The sequence below is a fragment of the Ruegeria sp. YTSB088 genome, from assembly GCF_059609825.1.
This window is the reverse complement of sequence record NZ_JBXWMM010000026.1, coordinates 1-18562: the sequence shown is the minus strand read 5'-3', so window position 1 is coordinate 18562 and position 18562 is coordinate 1. Positions and strand designations below refer to the sequence as shown.

The window sequence follows — 18562 nt, the reverse complement described above, 5'->3', positions numbered from 1 at the left end:
AGGCGGCGGCGACAGCGAAAGCGGCGGCGACAGCGAAGGCGGCGGCGACAGCGAAAGCGGCGGCGACAGCGAAGGCGCGGAAACCAATGCAGAAAACTCAGAAGTTGACGCTATGCAGGGTGAAAACCGCTGACCCCCCAAAGGGTGATCCTCTGAGCTGAACATCATGCTCAGGACAGGTTAGGGTCAGGGTTTGGCCTCACCTTGAACGACACCCCAAAAAAAATCGAAAGGCCGGAGCGGGTTTGCTCCGGCCTTTCTGTACAACCGGGAAGATCAGTCCCGCAGCAATTCGTTGATGCCAGTTTTCGAACGGGTCTTTTCATCCACCCGCTTCACGATCACGGCACAATACAGGCTGATGTTGTTCTTTGATGGCATCGAGCCCGCGACGACCACAGAATAGGGCGGGACTTCGCCATATGTCACTTCGCCGGTTTCCCGATCCACGATTTTGGTGGATTTACCGATGAACACGCCCATCCCCAGAACCGAGCCTTCGCGGACGATGCAGCCCTCGACGACCTCGGAGCGCGCGCCAATAAAGCAGTTGTCCTCGATGATGGTCGGGCCGGCCTGCATCGGCTCCAGCACGCCACCGATGCCTACACCGCCCGACAGGTGGACGTTTTTGCCGATCTGAGCGCATGAGCCGACGGTCGCCCAGGTATCGACCATGGTGCCTTCATCCACATAGGCGCCAAGGTTGACGAAGGACGGCATCAGCACCACGCCCGGCGCGATATAGGCCGACTTGCGGACAACGCAGTTGGGAACCGCGCGGAACCCGGCCGAGCGCCATTGGTTTTCACCCCAACCGGCGAACTTGCTGTCCACCTTGTCCCACCAGCCGCCGTCCTGCGGACCACCAGTCTGGATTTCCATGTCCTTGATGCGAAAGCCCAGCAGAACCGCTTTCTTCGCCCACTGGTTCACGTGCCAGTCACCGTTTTCCTGCTTTTCAGCAACACGCAGCGACCCGCTATCCAGCGCGTTCAGCGTATCTTCGATCGCTTCGCGTTGTTCACCTGCAGTGGCGGGTGAGATCGTGTCGCGCGCCTCCCAGGCGGCTTCGATGGCGGCTTCCAGTTGCGCGTTGGACATGGGGCGTCTCCCTACAGATTCTGTTCATGTTGGTTTGGCCTATACGCAAGCCGGGCCCATGGCGCAATGCGACGAACACGGGCCGTTTTGCGTCTGAAAGGCCCGCAATCAGCTGGTGCGGCGTATATGTCGGGTCAGAATACCTTTTGCCGTACCCAGGTCCTTCCTCTTGAGTGCCTGAACAAGTGCCGCGTGATCCTTGTCTGTCTGCTGCACCCATTTCGACCGCCAGTGCGCAAACAAATGGCGTGCGCTTGCGATATGCAGGTCGTCAATTGCATGCAAAAGCCGGGGCAACCCGCAAGGTGTCAGAATGGAGCGATGGAACGCTCTGTTCAAAGCCTCCCATTGGGGCATCGTCTGCGCTTCATCACAGGCGGCGCGCGCTTGGTCGATCTTTTCCAACGCTACAGGAGACATGTTTTGCACCGATTGCTGCAACGCCAGTGTTTCCAACGCCACGCGCATTTCGATGACCTCGCGGACCTCTGCCGGGTCCAGCGCTGTGACCCGCATCCCCCGGCGCGGCTCATGCCGGGCCAATCCATGCGCCTCAAGCCGCAACAAGGCTTCACGCACCGGAACATGGCTGGTGTCGAAGGCGCGGGCAATATGATCCTGCCGCAGCTTTTCCCCGGCGCTCAGCTCTCCGGTGATGATCTGCTGGCTGAGGTTTTGGTAAATCGTGTCCGAAATCGTGGCCGTCATGAATTATAGATAAAATCCACAACGCCCATCCACAACCCGGTAATTCACCCTGCAAGCGGGTCTGGCGCAATATTCGCGCCGCACACCAGAACGGCCACGCGTTCGCCCGGTTCAGGTCGGTACACGCCCGAGGTCAAGGCTGCCAACGCCGTGGCGCCCGCCGGTTCCACCAGAATGCGATGCGTCTGCCACAACATCTTCTGAGCTGCCGCGATGGCATCATCCGACACCAGGACCGATGTCATCCCCTGCGCCAGGTCAAAACAGATCTGCCCGATCCGGCGCGCGCCCAGGGCGTTGGCCGCGATGCCGGATACCGAGACATCTACCGGTTCACCGGCCTGCAACGCCGCGTTCAATGCGCAAGAGGTCTCGGGTTCGACCGCCACGACCTTGCGCGCACCGTCGAACCACGCCAATGCCCCGGCGATCAGTCCGCCGCCGCCCACGGCGACCAGAACCGTGTCTGCCTGCAGGCCCTGCGCATCCCATTCCGCAAAGCAGGTCCCCTGCCCCGCCACAGTAGCCGGCGCATCATAGGCGTGTATCTGCATCGCTCCGGTTTCAGCTTCATGCGCTTGGGCCTGTGTCAGCGCATTGGCGTATTCGCCGGACACAACGCTCAGATCCGCGCCGGTTTGACGGATCAATGCAATCTTGGAAGGGCCGGCCAGTTCGGGCACGAAAATCTTGGCCGGATAACCAAGCGCCTGCGCCGCAAAGGCCGCCGCTGCACCATGATTGCCGCCGGATGCAGCCACGACACCTGCATCGGGTACGTCGAGGCTCAGCAACGTATTGAACGCACCTCTCGCCTTGAAACTGCCCGTGTGCTGCATGTGCTCCAGCTTCAGTTCAATGGGATAGCCCGGAATTCGGCTCTCGATCACCGGCGTCACTTGCGTATGTCCGTCGATACGATCCTGCGCCGCTGATATTTCGTTCTTCCAATTCATTCTTGTCTTTCCGTGACTGGCACTCTGCCCGCGAACCCTATAGCTGTTTGGAAAACACGCAAGCAGGGATCGATCACCCATGAGAGAAGACCGCCACAATCCGTTTCGCGATGCGCAGACAGATCGCTCGACAGCGAGCGAAGTGCCGGACACGCCGCAAACGCGATCGTCTGCCTATCGCCTTGCCTTTGCCGATGACGAATTCCTTTGCCGGGACGAACTGCGCCCGGTGCGTCTGCAACTGGAATTACTGAAACCCGAGATGATCATGAGCGAACGCGAGATCACCTCGACCATCGTGATGTTCGGCGGCGCGCGCATCCCTGAGCCATCGCAGAAACACACCGCCCGAACGGAAACGCTGGCTGGTCTGTCGACCTATTATGATGAGGCGCGCGAGTTCGCGCGGCTGATGACCGTGAAATCGAACGATACCGGGTGCCGCGAAAACGTGATCGTCACGGGCGGCGGTCCCGGTGTGATGGAGGCCGGCAACCGAGGCGCACAGGAAGCGGGCGGCTGCTCCATCGGTTTGAATATCGTTCTGCCGCACGAGCAGGCCCCGAACCTCTATGTGACGCCAGATCTCAGTTTCAACTTTCACTATTTTGCCATCCGCAAGATGCATTTCCTGATGCGGGCCCGTGCGATCACAATCTTCCCCGGCGGCTTCGGGACAATGGATGAGTTATTCGAATCTCTCACTCTAATTCAGACCGGCCGGATGGAGCGCGTGCCTTTCCTGCTGTTCGGACGTGATTTCTGGGAGAGGGTCATAAACTGGAAAGCACTGGCCGATGCCGGTACCATCTCGGACGAGGATCTTGACCTGTTCCGCTTTGTGGACACGGCGCAGGAAGCGGTCGAGATCATCGAAAACTGGGAACCCGCCCCGCCCCGCGACGAAATTCCGGGGCGCTGAACCATGGCCCCCAAGACCGGCGAGATGCTGCATCTGCGCGGAAATGCTCTGAGCAAGGGCGAACCTGTGGCGCTGCCGCTGATACAAAGCAGCATGTACCACCTGCCGGGTGCCCCGGATGGACAGGTAAGTTACGGCCGCGTCGACAACCCGACCTGGGTGCATCTGGAACATGTTCTGTCGCATTTGGAAGACGCGCCGTGCCTCAGCTTTCCATCAGGCATGGCAGCGATTTCTGCGGCGTTGTTCGCCACGGTGCAAGCCGGGTCACGCCTGCTGATCCCCTCCGATGGCTATTACGTGACGCGCCTTTTGGCCGATCGTTTCCTGTCGCGACTGGGTGTGATCGTTGAGGAACGCCCCACCACCGCTTTTACCGACGGCGGTTTTGACCGGTTCGATGTGGTCTTTGTAGAAAGCCCCTCGAATCCGGGGCTGGACATGATCGATCTGACAGCGGTCGCCGATCAGGTACGTGCTGCCGGGGGCGTAACCATTGCCGACAACACGACGATGACGCCGCTTGGTCAGCGCCCTCTGGATCTGGGCATCGATGTGGTTGTCTCGTCCGATACCAAGGCAATGGGCGGGCATTCCGACATGCTGATGGGCCATGTGGCCAGCCGCAAAAGCAACATCATGGAAAGGGTCGAGGAATGGCGAAAAGTGTCCGGCTCGATCCCCGGACCACATGAGGCATGGCTGCTGCATCGCGGGCTCGAAACACTGGACGTTCGGTTTGACCGGATGTGCAACTCCGCACAGAAACTGGCCGAACGATTGGCGGAACATCCCGCAGTGAAACAGGTTCGCTATCCCGGGCTGGCCGGTGACCCGTCGCACAAACTGGCGCAAGAGCAGGCCACGCGGTTCGGATTTCTGTTATCCCTGACGCTGGACAGCGAAGACAAAGCCGAAGCCTTCATCAACAGCTGCCCGCTTCTGCGCCCGGCCACGTCATTCGGAGGCGTCCACAGCTCGGCCGAGCGTCGCGCGCGCTGGGGCGACGACGTTGATCCGGCCTTCATCCGCCTGTCCGTCGGATGCGAACCAGTCGACGAACTATGGCACGCTATCGAAACCAGCCTGAACGCTGTATGATTACTTTTTGGGTTCACGCAGCTCTTTGAACACGTAGATCGGCAACACCACGCTGGCGATCAACGCCCCCAACCAGACCAGCAGCGTCGCAGCCAGCAGGTTCGAAACCCCACCCACGGTCAGCCCGGCGGCGACCAGGTCGGTCACGAAAAGACCCACGAAGGTCACGATCAAGGCGATCCCGCCCTTCAGGGCAGGTGCTTTCTTTTCGCCCAGTTTCAGGATCAGGGGTTCGGCCACAACCTGCACAACGGTGAAGACAATCACCACTACGATGAACGAGATCGGCTTGATCGCAAATCCAGACAATATCAGAGAGGCAAGCAACAACCCAATGGCATTTCCGGCCAGCAGAGCCAGGGCGGATTTTATTCTGCGCGTCATGCGGCGATCTCCGTCAAACAATAAGTATAAACATGCAGATATTATCAAGTCTGCGGGATTTTGCGAAACAATTCAATCGCCTCTTTCGTTTTACCCGTTGAAATCGCATGGTAGAACACCTTCATCCTGATCAAACCTGTCCCTGACCTGAGAGAGTGATATGAGCGACGACCCCTACACCGTTCTTGGTGTCTCGAAGGACGCCAGCGCAGCCGAGATCAAAAAAGCCTACCGGCGCATCGCCAAGGATTGCCATCCGGATCTGAAACCGGGCGATGACGCGGCTGAGGCCAAGTTCAAGGCCGCTGCCGCAGCCTATGATCTATTGAAAGACCCTGAAACACGTGCGCGTTTTGACAACGGAGAAATTGACGCTTCGGGTCAGGAGCGCCCGCAACAGCAATATTACCGAGAGTATGCCGAGGCCGCTGGAAACCCCTATCGGGGGCGTCAGGCGGATCCCGACGACATGTCAGATATCTTCGCGGAGTTCATGCGCGGTCGCGGCGGTTTTGGCGGTCAGCGCAGCCACGAGTTTCACGCTCCGGGTCACAATCTGAACTACACCCTGCAAATCAGCTTTCTGGACTCCGTTTTCGGCGCCAGTCAGAAATTGACTTTGCCGGATGGAGATCGGATCGAGGTCAAAATCCCCGCTGGTATCACCGACGGGCAGACCATCCGGCTGCGTGGCAAAGGGGCCCCGGGATACGGCGAAGGTCCTCCAGGTGACGCTCTGGTGACTGTTTCGGTCGCCAAGCACCCGGTTTTTGAACGTCAGGGCGACGACATCCATATCACGCTGCCCATCACAATCGACGAGGCCATTCTGGGCGGAAAAGTCCCGGCCCCCACGATAGACGGCGGTGTGAATGTCAACGTCCCAGCGGGCACCAGCAGCGGCAAAACGCTCCGGTTGCGCGGCAAAGGAGTAAAGAAGCGCGGCTCGTCCGGCCGTGGGGACCAGTTGATTGAGCTGACTATAACGACACCGGACAAGATTGATGACGAACTGAAGCAGCTCATGGAAACCTGGCGTGAAAAGCATCGCTATGATCCGCGGAAAGGAATGCAGTCATGACCCTGACCGAAAAGGAACTCATCGAAACGGTCTCCCGCCTGACCTCGGACCGCCTGACCGAATACCTGGCGGCGGAAATCGTCATTCCGGAACAATCGGATCAAGGGCTGATTTATCACAATATCGACGTCGCCCGTCTGGAACTGGCGTGTGAGTTGCACGAACAGTACGACATGGAGACCGATGCACTGTCGATGATGATCTCACTGATCGACCAGTTGCATGGGCTGCGGGCTGAACTGCGCGAAGCTCTGAACGCGATTGAGGCGCAACCCGAACCTGTGCGGCAGCAACTGGTCAAGGTCATCGGCACAGCGCGATTCCGTCGCAGATAACGGGGTTTTGGGCACGAATTATTTGGCGTAGAAGGCCGCCTTGATCCTTTGACAGGTAGCGCCATGACTCAGTCCATATCTGAATTGCTGATGCCTGCGGGCAATCTGCGCAAGCTTAAACTCGCTGTCCTTTACGGGGCGGATGCGGTGTATCTGGGCACGCCCGATATGTCGCTGCGCACGAAATCCGAGTTCTCGCTGGAAGAGGTGATCGAAGGGGTCGAGTTCTGCCACAGCCATGGCCGGCGCGCCTATCTGACGCTGAACCTGTTTTCGCACAACAAGGACATCCCGAAGCTGGACGAGTACATTGACACGGTCCGCAAGGTGCAGCCTGACGGGTTGATCATCGCCGACCCCGGCGTGTTCCAGTACGTCCGCGACCGCGCACCGGAACTGCCACTGCATATCTCGACCCAGGCCAATATCTGTTCGTGGCTGTCGGTAAAGTTCTGGCAGGATCAGGGCGCGGAGCTGGTGGTTCTGGCGCGAGAGGTTTCCTACCCCGAGCTGGTCGAGATTCGCGAAAAATGCCCCGACATCAAGCTCGAGGCCTTCGTCCACGGCGCCATGTGTATGACCTATTCGGGCCGCTGCCTGCTGTCGAACTTCATGGCCGAGCGCGGCGCCAATCAGGGCAATTGTGCCAATTCCTGCCGCTGGAACTATGGGCTGAAACTGCGCCTCAAGGACGGCACCCATCAGGAACTGCGGATCACCGAGGAAAACGCCGACCTGTTCGAATTCCTGCTGGAAGAAGGCTGCCGCCCCGGTGATCTGATGCCCATCGAAGAGGACGATCGTGGTTCGTACATCCTAAATTCGCGTGATCTGTGCATCATGCCCAAGCTGGACGAATACCTGAGGATCGGTGTTGACAGCCTCAAGGTCGAGGGGCGCGGTAAATCGGAATATTACGCCGCCATCGTCGCGCGGGCTTATCGCATGGCCATCGATGACTATTTCGCAGACCCCGAAAACTGGGACCCCAAGCCTTACATGCGTGAACTCGAAACCGTCGGAAATCGCGGCTACACGCTGGCCTTCCACGAAGGCCGGCTGACCAATTATGCGCATGATTACGAACACACCGCGTCGATCGCACAGTGGGAATATGCCGGGATTGTCACCGACGTGACCGAGGATGCGTTTCTGGTCGAGGTGAAAAACAAGCTGGAACCGGGTGATGTGCTGGAATTCGTCTCACCCATCTCGCGCGAGACGGTTCTGCTGCGGGTTTACGACTTTGAACGCGCATCGGATGGCGCGCGCGTGGACGCTGTTCACGGCAGCACGAAAACTGTTATCCGCCTGCCTTTCACCCTGTTCGACCACGAGGATACCGACGATCTGCGCACCCGTTTTCCGATCTATTCAGTGCTGCGCAAAGAACGCGCCCTGACCGACGAACACTGGAGCCGCATTCGGTTCGACAAGCTGGTGCAGGGATTGGAAACCTCGGGCCGCGACAATCCCGCGGCCTATGCGCGCCGCCGCGACGAACTGGTCGAGAAGATCGGCGAAGACGGCAACGAACGCCGGTTCAAGACCAACCGCATCGGCACAGAAGGCTGCTGCGGTAAGGGCTGCAACGGTTGCCTGATCTTCTGGCAGGACGACAAATACGCCTTGGCCCGTGAGGTGCTGTCCAAGCGAAAACAAGGGGAACAGCTCAGCCGCCGCGAGGCGACGGAATTGAAGCTGCCGGGCGAAAACGCCTGAGCCGGTTCAGTTGCGCGTTCGAGAGTCTTCCGGCACGTAAAACGTATAGTCCCGATCTGCCACCTGTTCGTGACAGACATGGCAATACGCCACGGCGCCAGCGCGGTCGCCCATAGTGTCCCCAAACACCGAACCGTCCGGCAGGACCATGAGGTAACGCCAGTCTGCCGTGTCCGGGCTGGCACCTTCTGTCAGTTTCTCCATTATGAACATGGCCCCGGGATGTACGTGACCTTCATCTGTCACGGTCATGCTGTCCTTGGCAAGAACCGACCCCATGGGAAGTTCTTCACCTTCCTGCAACGTCCCGTAGTTATGCGCCATGCGATTGGCATAGCTGTTCACATACCGCTGCCCGTGCGTTGCCGAGATATAGGGCGCATCGTTGAAAAGCGGCCAGCTTTGGTAGTTTAGGATCAGGTCCAGTTGTGCCACGGCGTACCCACGCGCCATGCGGCGATTGAGCGATCGGTAGTGTTCCAGAGCCTCTTCCTTGCTCAGCTCGGCAGGGTTTTCGATTGCGATATGAGCGTCCTGACCTTCAGCAAAGGCCAAGCCTGAACCTGAGACAACAGCAAGCGCAGCGGCTCCGTAACGGATGATCGTAAAAAAACTTTTATTCATAATCGTGGCCCACCTGAAATTCAGTTCGCCTGAGCGCCTTCTGACACCACTTGGAACAGTCTAGCGTTATCGCAAAAACTTGCCAGCTCTGACCCGGACAGTTCACCGGCTTGTGCATCAATTTGAGGAAGCAGAGCCCGGCGACGGGCACTGGAAATATAGCAAATTTTGCATGTGGTTTCAGCATCTGAAACATTAAGTTTACAGAAACACTTATGACGTGCGGGCGGATCTGGAAAACACTTAAAGCGCGATCCGGCCAAGCCAGGCCGAGATCGGCCGAACTCTACTGGCTTAGGCCCGTTTCGGCCTCGATTTGTTTGCGCGATTTGCGCGCCCTCTCGGTCGCCGACTTCAACTGACCACAGGCAGCCATGATATCCTCACCGCGCGTCTTGCGGATGGGTGAGGCATAACCTGCCTGGTAGATGATGTTGGCAAAGGCGCGGATACGGTTGTTCGAACTGCGCTTGTACGGCGCCCCGGGCCATTCGTTGAATGGGATCAGATTGATCTTGGCCGGAATGTTGTGGCGCTTGATGTGGGCGATCAGACGATGCGCATCTTCGTCGCTGTCATTCACACCATCCAGCATCACATATTCAAAAGTGATCCGTTCAGAGTTCGACACGTTGGGGTAGCTGGCCAGTGCTTTCAGCAGTTCCTCGATGTTCCAACGCTTGTTGATCGGCACCAGAACGTCGCGCACCTCGTCGGTGGTGGCGTGGAACGAGATCGCCAGCAAGCAGCCGATCTCTTCTGCCGTACGGGCAATTTCGGGCACAACGCCCGAGGTCGAGAGTGTGATACGACGACGCGACAGGGAAATCCCCTCGGGGTCCATGGCGATCTTCATCGCGTCGCGGACGTTTTCGAAATTGTATAGTGGCTCACCCATGCCCATCAGAACGATGTTTGACAGCAGGCGGGTCTCATCCTTGGGTGCGCCGGGGGTCGGCCATTCCTCAAGATCGTCGCGGGCCATCATGATCTGACCTACGATTTCGGCGGATGTCAGGTTTCGTACAAGTTTCTGAGTTCCGGTATGACAGAATGAACAGGTCAGCGTACAGCCTACCTGAGACGAGATGCACAGGGTTCCGCGATCGTCCTCGGGGATATAGACCACCTCGACCTCATGCCCGCCGGCGATGCGACACAGGTATTTGCGGGTGCCATCCTCGGAAACCTGACGTGTCACCACCTCGGGGATTTCGATCACGAAATGCTCGGCCAGTTGTGCACGATAGGCTTTGGCGAGATTGGTCATCTGGGCAAAGTCGCGCACACCCCATTGATAGATCCATTGCCAGATCTGGCCTGTGCGCATCTTGGCCTGTTTCTCGGGCGTGCCGTGTTCAATCAAGGTCTCGCGCAACCTGTCGCGCGAAAGACCTACAAGGTTCACCTTCCCGTCGGGCAGTTTGCGCGGGATGGTCATGACGTCTTGGGTGATCGGCGCTTTGGGCGACATTGGCGTATCTCAAAGGAATCGGGCTTGGGATGCGCCTCTATATAGGAACCTGCGCAAAGATCAAAAGGTTTCCTAAGCTGAGTGGCCCGGCACGATTTACATGCCGGGCCTTTTTGATCAGTTTACCGGCGGCGGTGTGTAGCAATCATTGGCGTCCAGGGTCTGAACCGGATCTTCCGGGCCACATTGCTCGCCCGATATCGGATAGGAATCCGCGGTCTTCTCGCAAGCGCTCAGTGCTGCGACGGATGCCGCCAGAACCAGAGCGATCCAAGTTTTCTGTTTCATCACGATGTCCTCTCTCAATGGCTGAACCACTTAGTTCACATTGCCGGATGCGAAACCTTGATACGGATCAAAACTGGCAGATGACCAAACGTCAAGCGCCCCGCGACCAAGCGGGGCCCTTTGAACAATCGGCGCACTGAGATCAGTTGGTGCAGCGCTTCTCAGCGTCTTCTATCGCAGCGGTAAAGCCCAGCAGCGAGAAGGTGTCTTTCGTCTGCGTCCCGCGCTCGGACCGGGCGGTCAGAACAGCCTCGGTTCCGCGTTTCAGGGCGGTGATGATCTTGGCATCATCCGCATCCGATGCGGCCCAGGCCCATTCGCCTTCCGTGAACAGTTCGAACTCGGTGCCGTCGACATTCAGGTTAACCGTCGAACCCGCGGCAAACGGATAGCCGCCAGTAAAGGTCAATTGGCCTTTTACCTCGGCATTCGGACGATAGAACACAAACAGCAGGATATCGCTGCGCCGTACAGAAACCACGCGTCCACCACGGGTGTTCACGGTTTCCTTGGGTGCCGAGACGCTCCAGCATTCGGTGGGATCGTCTTCGACAAAAACGCTCCAATCCGTTTTTGCAGCAACACGGTTTGTGCTTGTCGCCTGTTGGGCGATTGCAGAAGTCGCGGCGATGCCTGCCACACACAGGCCCGCAATCGTACGAACGAGCTTTGATCCCATTTGTCCAGCCTCCTAGCTCGACCCTTACCTCATACCCATCGGACACGTCTGCGAACCCTGCCGGTTCGTCTATTCGTTTGCGTCTTCCGATGATTGCCGACATACACACACTAACGCAGGTTTCGCCACAGGCGAAAGGGCGATTGGCAGAATTTTGCGCATAAATTTCGGAGGTCCAGATGACGCAGCCCATACCCATGACAGAACTTTGGCGCGGCGCGCTGCTGGAAAGTCTGCATCTGGGTCATGCGGTGATTTGCGATGACACGGGTCAGATCGTGCGCAGTTGGGGCGACCCGCAATCCATCATATACCCGCGGTCATCCGCCAAGATGATTCAAGCGCTTCCGTTGGTCACATCAGGGGCGGCGGCGAAATACGGGCTGACCAGCGAACACCTGGCGTTGGCCTGCGCCTCGCACAATGGGGCAGCGATCCACACGGATCGCGTGACGGCGTGGCTGGACCATCTGGGGTTAAACGAGCTCGATCTGCGGTGCGGCCCACAAGAGCCCGCTGACACAGCCGCGCGCGACCGGCTGATCCTGGCCGACGATACGCCTTGCCAGATCCACAACAATTGTTCCGGCAAGCATTGCGGCTTTCTGACTCTGGGCCAGCACATGGGCGCAGGGCCGGAGTATCTTGAGATTGATCACCCGGTACAACAGGCTTGTCTGTCTGCCATCGAAGAAACGACGGGCGAGACCAGCCCGGCATACGGCATCGATGGCTGTTCGGCCCCGAATTTCGCCACATCGCTCGTCGGTCTGGCGCGGTCGATGGCATGGTTTGCCAGCGCTTCGGATAGGTCTGATCGCTCCAGCGACGCGGCAGCTCAGCTGGTTGGGGCCATGGTCAAACACCCGGAACTTGTTGCCGGTGAGACCCGGGCCTGCACCGAGCTGATGCGCGCGATGAACGGACGTGTTGCCATCAAGACCGGGGCCGAGGCCGTGTTCGTGGCCATCGTCCCGGAAAAACGCATGGGCGTTGCGCTGAAGATCACCGATGGCACCACCCGCGCCAGTGAATGTGCTATCGCCGCGATACTGGTAAGCCTTGGCGTGCTGGAGGCCGATCACCCGGCCACCCGCAGATTCATGAACGCCACGCAATACAGCCGTCGCGGGCTGGAATGCGGCGTGATCAAACCAGCAACGGGTTTCCCCGACTAAGGCCCTTACATCTCGATTTCGTGGATTTCGGCCATTTCAACCGAGCCTGTCCCGTTGACGACCATCGGGCAGCCTTTGGCCATCTCGGTCGCAGCGTCGATACTGTCAGCCTTGATCACAGTGAAGCCCGAGGCCGGGTTCGCGCCGCCGTTATCGACCACTCCGTTGCTGCTGACAGTGTGAGACTGCCCAACCGGGTTGCCGGGGATAACGAGGGCTTCGCCCATATTTTGAAACCAAGCCCCCCAAGCGGCCATGGTCGCCTCGATCTCGGCGGGGTCGGTCGGGGTGTGACCCCCATGATAGACAAACAAAAACTGGGGCATATCGCTCCTCCCTGATGAAATCCTATTTGCAAAGTGCTTCGAGTTTGCGCAGCGAAGACGTCCAACCCTGATTGTGGTTCGCGGCTGCTTCGGCATCGGCCAATTCGCGGTGGTCCAGCACAAGGTGGGCACCGCTTTCGGTCGCAGCAACGGAAAGGGTCACATGGCTTTCGGCACCGCGTTGATCCTGATCGTCATGCCAACCCCATGTAAAACCCACCGACTTCGGCGGGTCGACATGTGTCACGTGGCCCGAGACCTTGTATCGCTGGCCCTCGCCATTCTCCATCACCGAATACCAAGGGCCGGTGCGTGAGAAATCCAGGTTGTGTTCCGGCACGTGCATCCCTTCGGGCCCCCACCATTGCAACAGCTTGGCACCATCGCTGATCCATGCAAACAGTTCTTCGGGACTGACGGGGAATTCCCGCTCCAGTTTCAGGTCGGCCATGAATTCTCCCTTTCGATAATATCACTCAGACGGTCGAGGCTACCTTCCCAGAATTGCCGCTTGGAAATCGTCCAGTCGGCAATCGCCCGCAATCCTTCGGATCGGATGGAATACATGCGTTGTGTGCCTTGCACACGCTGCTGCACCAACCCGGCTTCGCGCAGCACCTTGAGGTGGCGTGAAATCGCGGCGCCGGACATGCCGCGCCCTTCGATCAGATCACCGGCAGGCAGCTCGCCCTGCTCCATCAATTGCTCGACGATCGAGAATCGGGTGGCATCGGACAAAGCGGAGAACGTGGTCAGAAGTGTGCTCATATCCATTATTTAACACAAATGTTAAATAAAAGATAGTCCTGATCAGCCGCCTACAAAATCGGCGCGGCAATAGCCTTGCAGGTAAAGCAGCGCCGTCAGGTCGCCGTGATTCACCCGCACGTCGCATTTCGCGGCCACCGACGGCTTGGCATGAAGGGCAACCCCGGTTCCGGCCCGACCAAGCATTCCAAGGTCGTTGGCCCCGTCACCCACGGCGATCGCGTCACTTTCAGACAGGCCAAGCCGCGCCGTAATCTGCTCGAGCGCTTCGATCTTGGCCTGACGCCCCAAAATAGGACGCGCGACGTCTCCGGTCAGCTTGCCATCTTCAGCCAGCAAAGTGTTGGCGCGGTTTTCATCGAATCCCAAAAGCTCTGCCACCCGCGCGGTAAAGGCCGTAAAGCCACCGGATACCAATGCTGTATAGGCCCCGTTGGCCCGCATCGTCGCCAGCAATTCCCTGCCTCCGGGCATCAGAGTGATCCGTTCCCGCAGAACTTTGCCGATGACGCTTTCATCCAAATGCTTCAGCAAACCAACCCGCTCGATCAGGGCACCTTCGAAATCAAGCTCTCCGTTCATGGCGCGAGCCGTTATGTCCTTGACCCGGTCGCCGACGCCGGCCTCATCCGCCAATTCGTCGATGCATTCCTGCTGGATCATCGTGCTGTCCATGTCGGCCAGCAGCATCTGTTTGCGCCGTCCTTGCGCGGGTTGCACAATCAGGTCCACCCCCATCCCTTGCAGGTCTGCCCAAACGTCCCACCGATTGTCGGGGATGGCGTTCAACTCAAACTCTGCCGCCTCATCCGGGTTGAGCCAGAGGGCCTCTCCACCACCCCACGCATTACGCAAGGACTCAGTCAATGCGCTGTCCAGCGACGGCGCTGCCGGATTGGTCAGCAAAGTGGCGACATACATATTCAATCTCCAGTGTCCTACCCGAACGGGGTGACTTAGGGGGTCAACGCTAAACGGCCCTGATCGGTCAATTCCCAGCAGGACTGCCCTTCGAACACCGCAACACCCACCGGGCGTCCGTATCCGGCACCTGTGTCCAGATTGACGCGATTTCCATAATGCGTTGCCCGATCCACCGGAGTATGACCATGCACGATCAGCTTGGGATGCGGGCCCGGATGGGCATGGAAATCCTGTCTGATCCAGACCAGATCGTTGGCGCGCTGCTCTTTGAGCGGCACGCCCGGACGAATGCCCGCATGAATAAAGGCTAGCCCGGGCGTCTGATGCATCAGAACCAGATCGCGCAGAAAGGTCAGGTGCGATTTCGGCACCGCCGCCTGCGCCATCTGATGCAGATCTTCCAGACGGATCTGGCCTTCGAATTCCACGCCATAACTGCGCAGGGTCTCGACCCCGCCCAGCCTTTCATGCAGCCAATGATACCCGACAAGCAAATGCGGATCGTGACGTGGCGTGTCCTCCATGAACCAGGCGAACATGCGATCATGGTTGCCCAGCAGAGTGATCCAGTTCAGGCCCGCATCGCGCCCGGCAATCAGGCGCTCGATCAGCCCGCGGCTGTCGGGGCCGCGATCCACGTAATCACCCAGAAACACGATCTGGGCATCCGGGCCGCCATCGCCCTGGATCAGAAACAGCGCGCGCTCCAGCTCGGCCACCTGCCCGTGCAGATCACCAACAACGTAGATAGGCTGTGTCATAGATCCTCCGACGGTAAGATTCAGCTTGCTTGTGCCGCAGATTGCAGCCTGAGAAAACAAAGGACCCGGGCCTTCGGTCAACCGGGTCCTGAACTGTTTCTCAAACTCTACAGGCCACGTCAGGTGACATCAAACTCCAACGGCTTGATCTGTGTGAACAGACCCGTTTCCGCCAGCTTGGCGCGTGCCTCAGCCGGAACCGGTTCGTCAACATAAAGCAACGCAATTGCTTCTCCGCCGGCCTCGGATCGACCCAGGGTAAAGTTCGCGATGTTGACGTTGTTCTCACCCATTGTCCGCCCCAGAGCACCGATGATGCCCGGCACGTCTTCGTTGGTGGTGTAAAGCATATGGGCGCCGACCTCAGCGTCGATATTGATGCCCTTGATCTGGATGAAACGCGGTTTGCCGTCACTGAACACGGTGCCACCGATGGAACGCTCGCGTTTGTCGGTCACAACGGTAACTTTGATATAGCCCTCGAAAGCACCCGATTTGTCCTGATTGGTGGTCGAGATCTTGATCCCGCGCTCTTTGGCGACAACCGGGGCCGACACCATGTTCACCTCGGGGTTGAACTTTTTCATTATCCCGGCGACCACGGCGCAGTTCAACGCCGCCAGGTTCATTTCAGCGGCAACACCATCATACAGGATATTGATCGCCTTGACCGGCTCATCGGTCATCTGGCCGATGAAGCTGCCGAGATGGCCGGCCAGCTTGATCCACGGCCCCATCACCTTGGCTTCTTCCGCCGTCACACTGGGCATGTTCAAAGCGTTCTCGACCGCACCTGTCAGCAGGTAGTTCGAGATCTGCTCGGCCACTTGCAGCGCCACATTCTCCTGCGCTTCAGTCGTTGCCGCACCAAGATGTGGCGTGCAGACCACGTTGGGCAGGTTGAACAAGGGGTTGTCCTTGGCGGGTTCTTCACTGAACACGTCAAACGCGGCACCCGCAACGTGACCGGATTGCAGCGCCTCTGCCAACGCCTCCTCATCTACCAGACCACCACGAGCGCAGTTGATGATGCGCACACCCTTCTTGGTTTTGGCGAGGTTCTCGCGGCTCAGGATACTACGGGTCTGATCCGTCAGCGGCACGTGCAGGGTGATGAAGTCGACGCGGGACAGCAACTCGTCCAGCTCAACCTTTTCCACGCCCATCTTGGCGGCTTTCTCTTCCCCCAGATAGGGATCATAGGCGATGACTTTCATCTTCAGGCCAAGCGCGCGCTCGCACACGATGCCGCCGATGTTACCCGCACCAATGACACCGAGCGTTTTGTTCGTCAGCTCGATCCCCATGAACTTGGACTTTTCCCACTTGCCCGCATGGGTCGAAGTCGAGGCCTCGGGGATTTGCCGCGCCACGGCGAACATCATCGCAATCGCGTGTTCTGCGGTGGTGATCATGTTGCCGAATGGCGTGTTCATCACGATCACACCTTTTTTCGACGCCGATTCCTTGTCGATATTGTCAGTGCCGATTCCGGCGCGGCCGATCACCTTCAGCTTGTCGGCTTTTTCCAGAATGGTCGGCGTGACCTTGGTAGCCGAGCGGATGGCAAGACCGTCATATTGACCGATCACCTCGGCCAATTTGTCCTTGTCCTTGCCCAGATCGGGCATGAAATCCACGTCAATGCCGCGATCACGGAAAATCTGAACGGCGGTTTCGCTGAGTTTGTCGGAAACGAGTACTTTGGGAGCCATGTCTGTGGTCCTTGAATGTAATGAGAAGTCCGGGCCGATGCGGCCCGGTGAAGATGGGATGCGATCAGGCGGCTTCTGTTTGCGCCGCGATTTCGGCCTCAAAGGCCCATGCCAGCCAAGGCAGCATCGCTTCGATATCCGAGGTCTCGACCGTACCGCCGCACCAGATCCGCAAGCCCGCAGGCGCATCGCGATAGGCACCGATATCCAGCGCGATATTCTCGGCTTCCAGCCGTTTGGCCACAGCCTTGGCAAAGCTTGCGCCGTCCTGAATACGGGCATCTGCGAATTTCAGACAGACGGATGTGTTCGACTGTGTTGCCGCATCCTCGGCCAGATTGGCGATCCAATCGTTCTGCGCGCAGAACGCATGTACCGCACCGGCATTGGCATCCGCACGGGCAATCAGGCCCTGCAGGCCACCGACCGAGCGCGCCCAATCCAGCGCGAACAGATAATCCTCAACCGCCAGCATCGACGGCGTATTGATCGTCGCACCGGTAAAGATGCCGTCGATCAGTTTGCCACCTTTGGTCAGGCGGAAGATCTTGGGCAACGGCCATGCGGGGGTGTAGCTTTCCAACCGCTCCACCGCACGAGGGCTGAGGATCAGCATCCCGTGGGCCGCTTCGCCACCCAGCACTTTCTGCCAGCTGAACGTGGTCACATCCAGCTTGTCCCAGGGCAGGTCCATCGCAAAGGCCGCCGAGGTCGCATCGCAGATCGTCAGACCCTGACGGTCATCCGCAATCCAGTCGCCATTCGGCACCCGCACGCCCGAGGTCGTGCCGTTCCATGTGAAGACCACGTCATTGGCGAAATCAACAGACGCCAGATCCACGATCTGCCCGTAGTCGGCGGTCTTTATCTCAGCATCGATTTTCAGCTGCTTGACCACGTCGGTGACCCAACCGGACCCAAAGCTCTCCCACGCCAGCATCTCGACCTTGCGCTCGCCCAGCAACGACCAAAGCGCCATTTCGACCGCGCCGGTGTCAGACGCAGGGACGATGCCAATCTTGTAATCGGCTGGAATGCCCAGGATCTCACGCGTGCCTTCGATGGCCGCCTTCAGCTTGTCCTTGCCAACAGCAGCCCGGTGCGACCGGCCTAATGCAGCATCGGCCAGTTTGGTCAGATCAAATGTGGGGGGTTTGGCACAGGGGCCCGAGGAAAAACGCGGATTTGCCGGCCGCGTCGCCGGTTGTTCGATCGTCATGTGTATTACCCTTCCAGATACACGCCCCTCGTTGGGGAGGGGTGTCCCACGGACAGAGCTATGGGTCCTTCGCACTTGCAGCAAGCGGAAAAGACCCATCGACAGCAAAAAACGACATCCGGAAAGGGTGCGAATCGGAACAGAGGTTTCCGATTGGCGAAAAAACCCGCCGACTTCCCGGCGGGTTTTCTGGGTAATTTACTCGGCAGCGTCCATGTATGCATCCATTGGGGGGCATGTGCAGACGAGGTTTCTGTCGCCGTATGCGTTGTCGACGCGGTTGACGGGTGACC

At 58.7% G+C, this 18562-nt stretch carries 21 protein-coding genes; 6 read left to right on the top strand and 15 right to left on the bottom strand.

Annotation, left to right across the window (positions count from 1 at the left end; genetic code table 11):
- Positions 1-276: 276 nt before the first annotated feature.
- The 3 genes from dapD to AC2FFA_RS22385 all read right to left on the bottom strand — a co-directional run bounded on the left by dapD (position 277) and on the right by AC2FFA_RS22385 (position 2768).
- Positions 277-1104: a 2,3,4,5-tetrahydropyridine-2,6-dicarboxylate N-succinyltransferase gene (dapD, locus tag AC2FFA_RS22395; protein WP_496677579.1), complete on the bottom strand. Its 828-nt coding sequence runs from the start codon at positions 1102-1104 to the stop codon at positions 277-279.
- Between the two features lie 108 nt (positions 1105-1212).
- Positions 1213-1812 (bottom strand): GntR family transcriptional regulator, encoded by a 600-nt coding sequence (locus AC2FFA_RS22390; protein ID WP_496853295.1) that lies wholly within the window; start codon positions 1810-1812, stop codon positions 1213-1215.
- 44 nt (positions 1813-1856) lie between these two features.
- On the bottom strand, positions 1857-2768 hold the full coding sequence (locus AC2FFA_RS22385; RefSeq protein ID WP_496721032.1) for a threonine/serine dehydratase: 912 nt from the start codon (positions 2766-2768) through the stop codon (positions 1857-1859).
- A 79-nt stretch (positions 2769-2847) separates the two neighbouring features.
- On the opposite strand from AC2FFA_RS22385, the gene AC2FFA_RS22380 reads away from it, so the two are divergent.
- Positions 2848-3690, top strand: coding sequence for an LOG family protein (locus tag AC2FFA_RS22380; RefSeq protein ID WP_299902473.1), 843 nt, complete (start codon positions 2848-2850; stop codon positions 3688-3690).
- 3 nt (positions 3691-3693) lie between these two features.
- Positions 3694-4791: a cystathionine gamma-lyase gene (locus AC2FFA_RS22375; RefSeq protein ID WP_496853294.1), complete on the top strand. Its 1098-nt coding sequence runs from the start codon at positions 3694-3696 to the stop codon at positions 4789-4791.
- On the opposite strand, the gene AC2FFA_RS22370 is transcribed toward AC2FFA_RS22375, so the two are convergent.
- Positions 4792-5175, bottom strand: a complete 384-nt coding sequence (locus AC2FFA_RS22370; RefSeq protein WP_117871931.1) for a hypothetical protein — start codon at positions 5173-5175, stop codon at positions 4792-4794.
- A gap of 160 nt (positions 5176-5335) precedes the next feature.
- Between AC2FFA_RS22370 and AC2FFA_RS22365 the strand changes: the two genes are divergently transcribed.
- The 3 genes from AC2FFA_RS22365 to AC2FFA_RS22355 all read left to right on the top strand — a co-directional run bounded on the left by AC2FFA_RS22365 (position 5336) and on the right by AC2FFA_RS22355 (position 8313).
- Entirely contained in the window at positions 5336-6256 is a 921-nt protein-coding gene (locus tag AC2FFA_RS22365) for a DnaJ C-terminal domain-containing protein (RefSeq protein ID WP_117871924.1), read from the top strand.
- The gene (locus tag AC2FFA_RS22360) at positions 6253-6591 is read left to right on the top strand and encodes a hypothetical protein (protein WP_496853293.1); all 339 of its coding nucleotides are present in this window, start codon (positions 6253-6255) and stop codon (positions 6589-6591) included. The genes AC2FFA_RS22365 and AC2FFA_RS22360 overlap by 4 nt, the downstream gene beginning before the upstream one ends.
- A gap of 63 nt (positions 6592-6654) precedes the next feature.
- The gene (locus tag AC2FFA_RS22355; protein WP_496853292.1) at positions 6655-8313 is read left to right on the top strand and encodes a U32 family peptidase C-terminal domain-containing protein; all 1659 of its coding nucleotides are present in this window, start codon (positions 6655-6657) and stop codon (positions 8311-8313) included.
- A 6-nt stretch (positions 8314-8319) separates the two neighbouring features.
- On the opposite strand, the gene AC2FFA_RS22350 is transcribed toward AC2FFA_RS22355, so the two are convergent.
- From AC2FFA_RS22350 to AC2FFA_RS22335, 4 genes are all read right to left on the bottom strand, one after another.
- Positions 8320-8937: a cytochrome P460 family protein gene (locus AC2FFA_RS22350; RefSeq protein ID WP_496721040.1), complete on the bottom strand. Its 618-nt coding sequence runs from the start codon at positions 8935-8937 to the stop codon at positions 8320-8322.
- A 286-nt stretch (positions 8938-9223) separates the two neighbouring features.
- Positions 9224-10411 carry a dual-specificity RNA methyltransferase RlmN gene (rlmN, locus tag AC2FFA_RS22345; RefSeq protein WP_299902492.1) on the bottom strand — a complete coding sequence of 396 codons (1188 nt, stop codon included), beginning with the start codon at positions 10409-10411 and terminating at the stop codon, positions 9224-9226.
- Between the two features lie 117 nt (positions 10412-10528).
- Positions 10529-10699: a hypothetical protein gene (locus tag AC2FFA_RS22340; RefSeq protein WP_162896866.1), complete on the bottom strand. Its 171-nt coding sequence runs from the start codon at positions 10697-10699 to the stop codon at positions 10529-10531.
- A gap of 142 nt (positions 10700-10841) precedes the next feature.
- Positions 10842-11378: an invasion associated locus B family protein gene (locus tag AC2FFA_RS22335; RefSeq protein ID WP_117871914.1), complete on the bottom strand. Its 537-nt coding sequence runs from the start codon at positions 11376-11378 to the stop codon at positions 10842-10844.
- 179 nt (positions 11379-11557) lie between these two features.
- On the opposite strand from AC2FFA_RS22335, the gene AC2FFA_RS22330 reads away from it, so the two are divergent.
- Complete coding sequence (locus tag AC2FFA_RS22330; RefSeq protein ID WP_496853291.1) at positions 11558-12556, top strand: asparaginase; 999 nt, start codon at positions 11558-11560, stop codon at positions 12554-12556.
- Between the two features lie 5 nt (positions 12557-12561).
- On the opposite strand, the gene AC2FFA_RS22325 is transcribed toward AC2FFA_RS22330, so the two are convergent.
- The 7 genes from AC2FFA_RS22325 to AC2FFA_RS22295 form a co-directional block, all read right to left on the bottom strand.
- Complete coding sequence (locus AC2FFA_RS22325) at positions 12562-12882, bottom strand: YciI family protein (protein ID WP_496677555.1); 321 nt, start codon at positions 12880-12882, stop codon at positions 12562-12564.
- A gap of 22 nt (positions 12883-12904) precedes the next feature.
- Positions 12905-13333 (bottom strand): SRPBCC family protein, encoded by a 429-nt coding sequence (locus tag AC2FFA_RS22320; RefSeq protein ID WP_117871908.1) that lies wholly within the window; start codon positions 13331-13333, stop codon positions 12905-12907.
- Positions 13321-13650 (bottom strand): ArsR/SmtB family transcription factor, encoded by a 330-nt coding sequence (locus AC2FFA_RS22315; RefSeq protein WP_117872947.1) that lies wholly within the window; start codon positions 13648-13650, stop codon positions 13321-13323. Before AC2FFA_RS22315 ends, AC2FFA_RS22320 begins: the two co-directional genes overlap by 13 nt.
- Before the next feature lie 42 nt (positions 13651-13692).
- Positions 13693-14571 carry a phosphoserine phosphatase SerB gene (gene serB, locus AC2FFA_RS22310; RefSeq protein WP_496677549.1) on the bottom strand — a complete coding sequence of 293 codons (879 nt, stop codon included), beginning with the start codon at positions 14569-14571 and terminating at the stop codon, positions 13693-13695.
- Positions 14572-14606: 35 nt separating this feature from the next.
- Complete coding sequence (locus AC2FFA_RS22305; RefSeq protein WP_496677546.1) at positions 14607-15335, bottom strand: metallophosphoesterase family protein; 729 nt, start codon at positions 15333-15335, stop codon at positions 14607-14609.
- Positions 15336-15454: 119 nt separating this feature from the next.
- Positions 15455-17050 carry a phosphoglycerate dehydrogenase gene (gene serA, locus AC2FFA_RS22300; protein WP_496853290.1) on the bottom strand — a complete coding sequence of 532 codons (1596 nt, stop codon included), beginning with the start codon at positions 17048-17050 and terminating at the stop codon, positions 15455-15457.
- A 64-nt stretch (positions 17051-17114) separates the two neighbouring features.
- Positions 17115-18269 (bottom strand): phosphoserine transaminase, encoded by a 1155-nt coding sequence (locus tag AC2FFA_RS22295; protein WP_496853289.1) that lies wholly within the window; start codon positions 18267-18269, stop codon positions 17115-17117.
- Between the last annotated feature and the right edge of the window lie 293 nt (positions 18270-18562).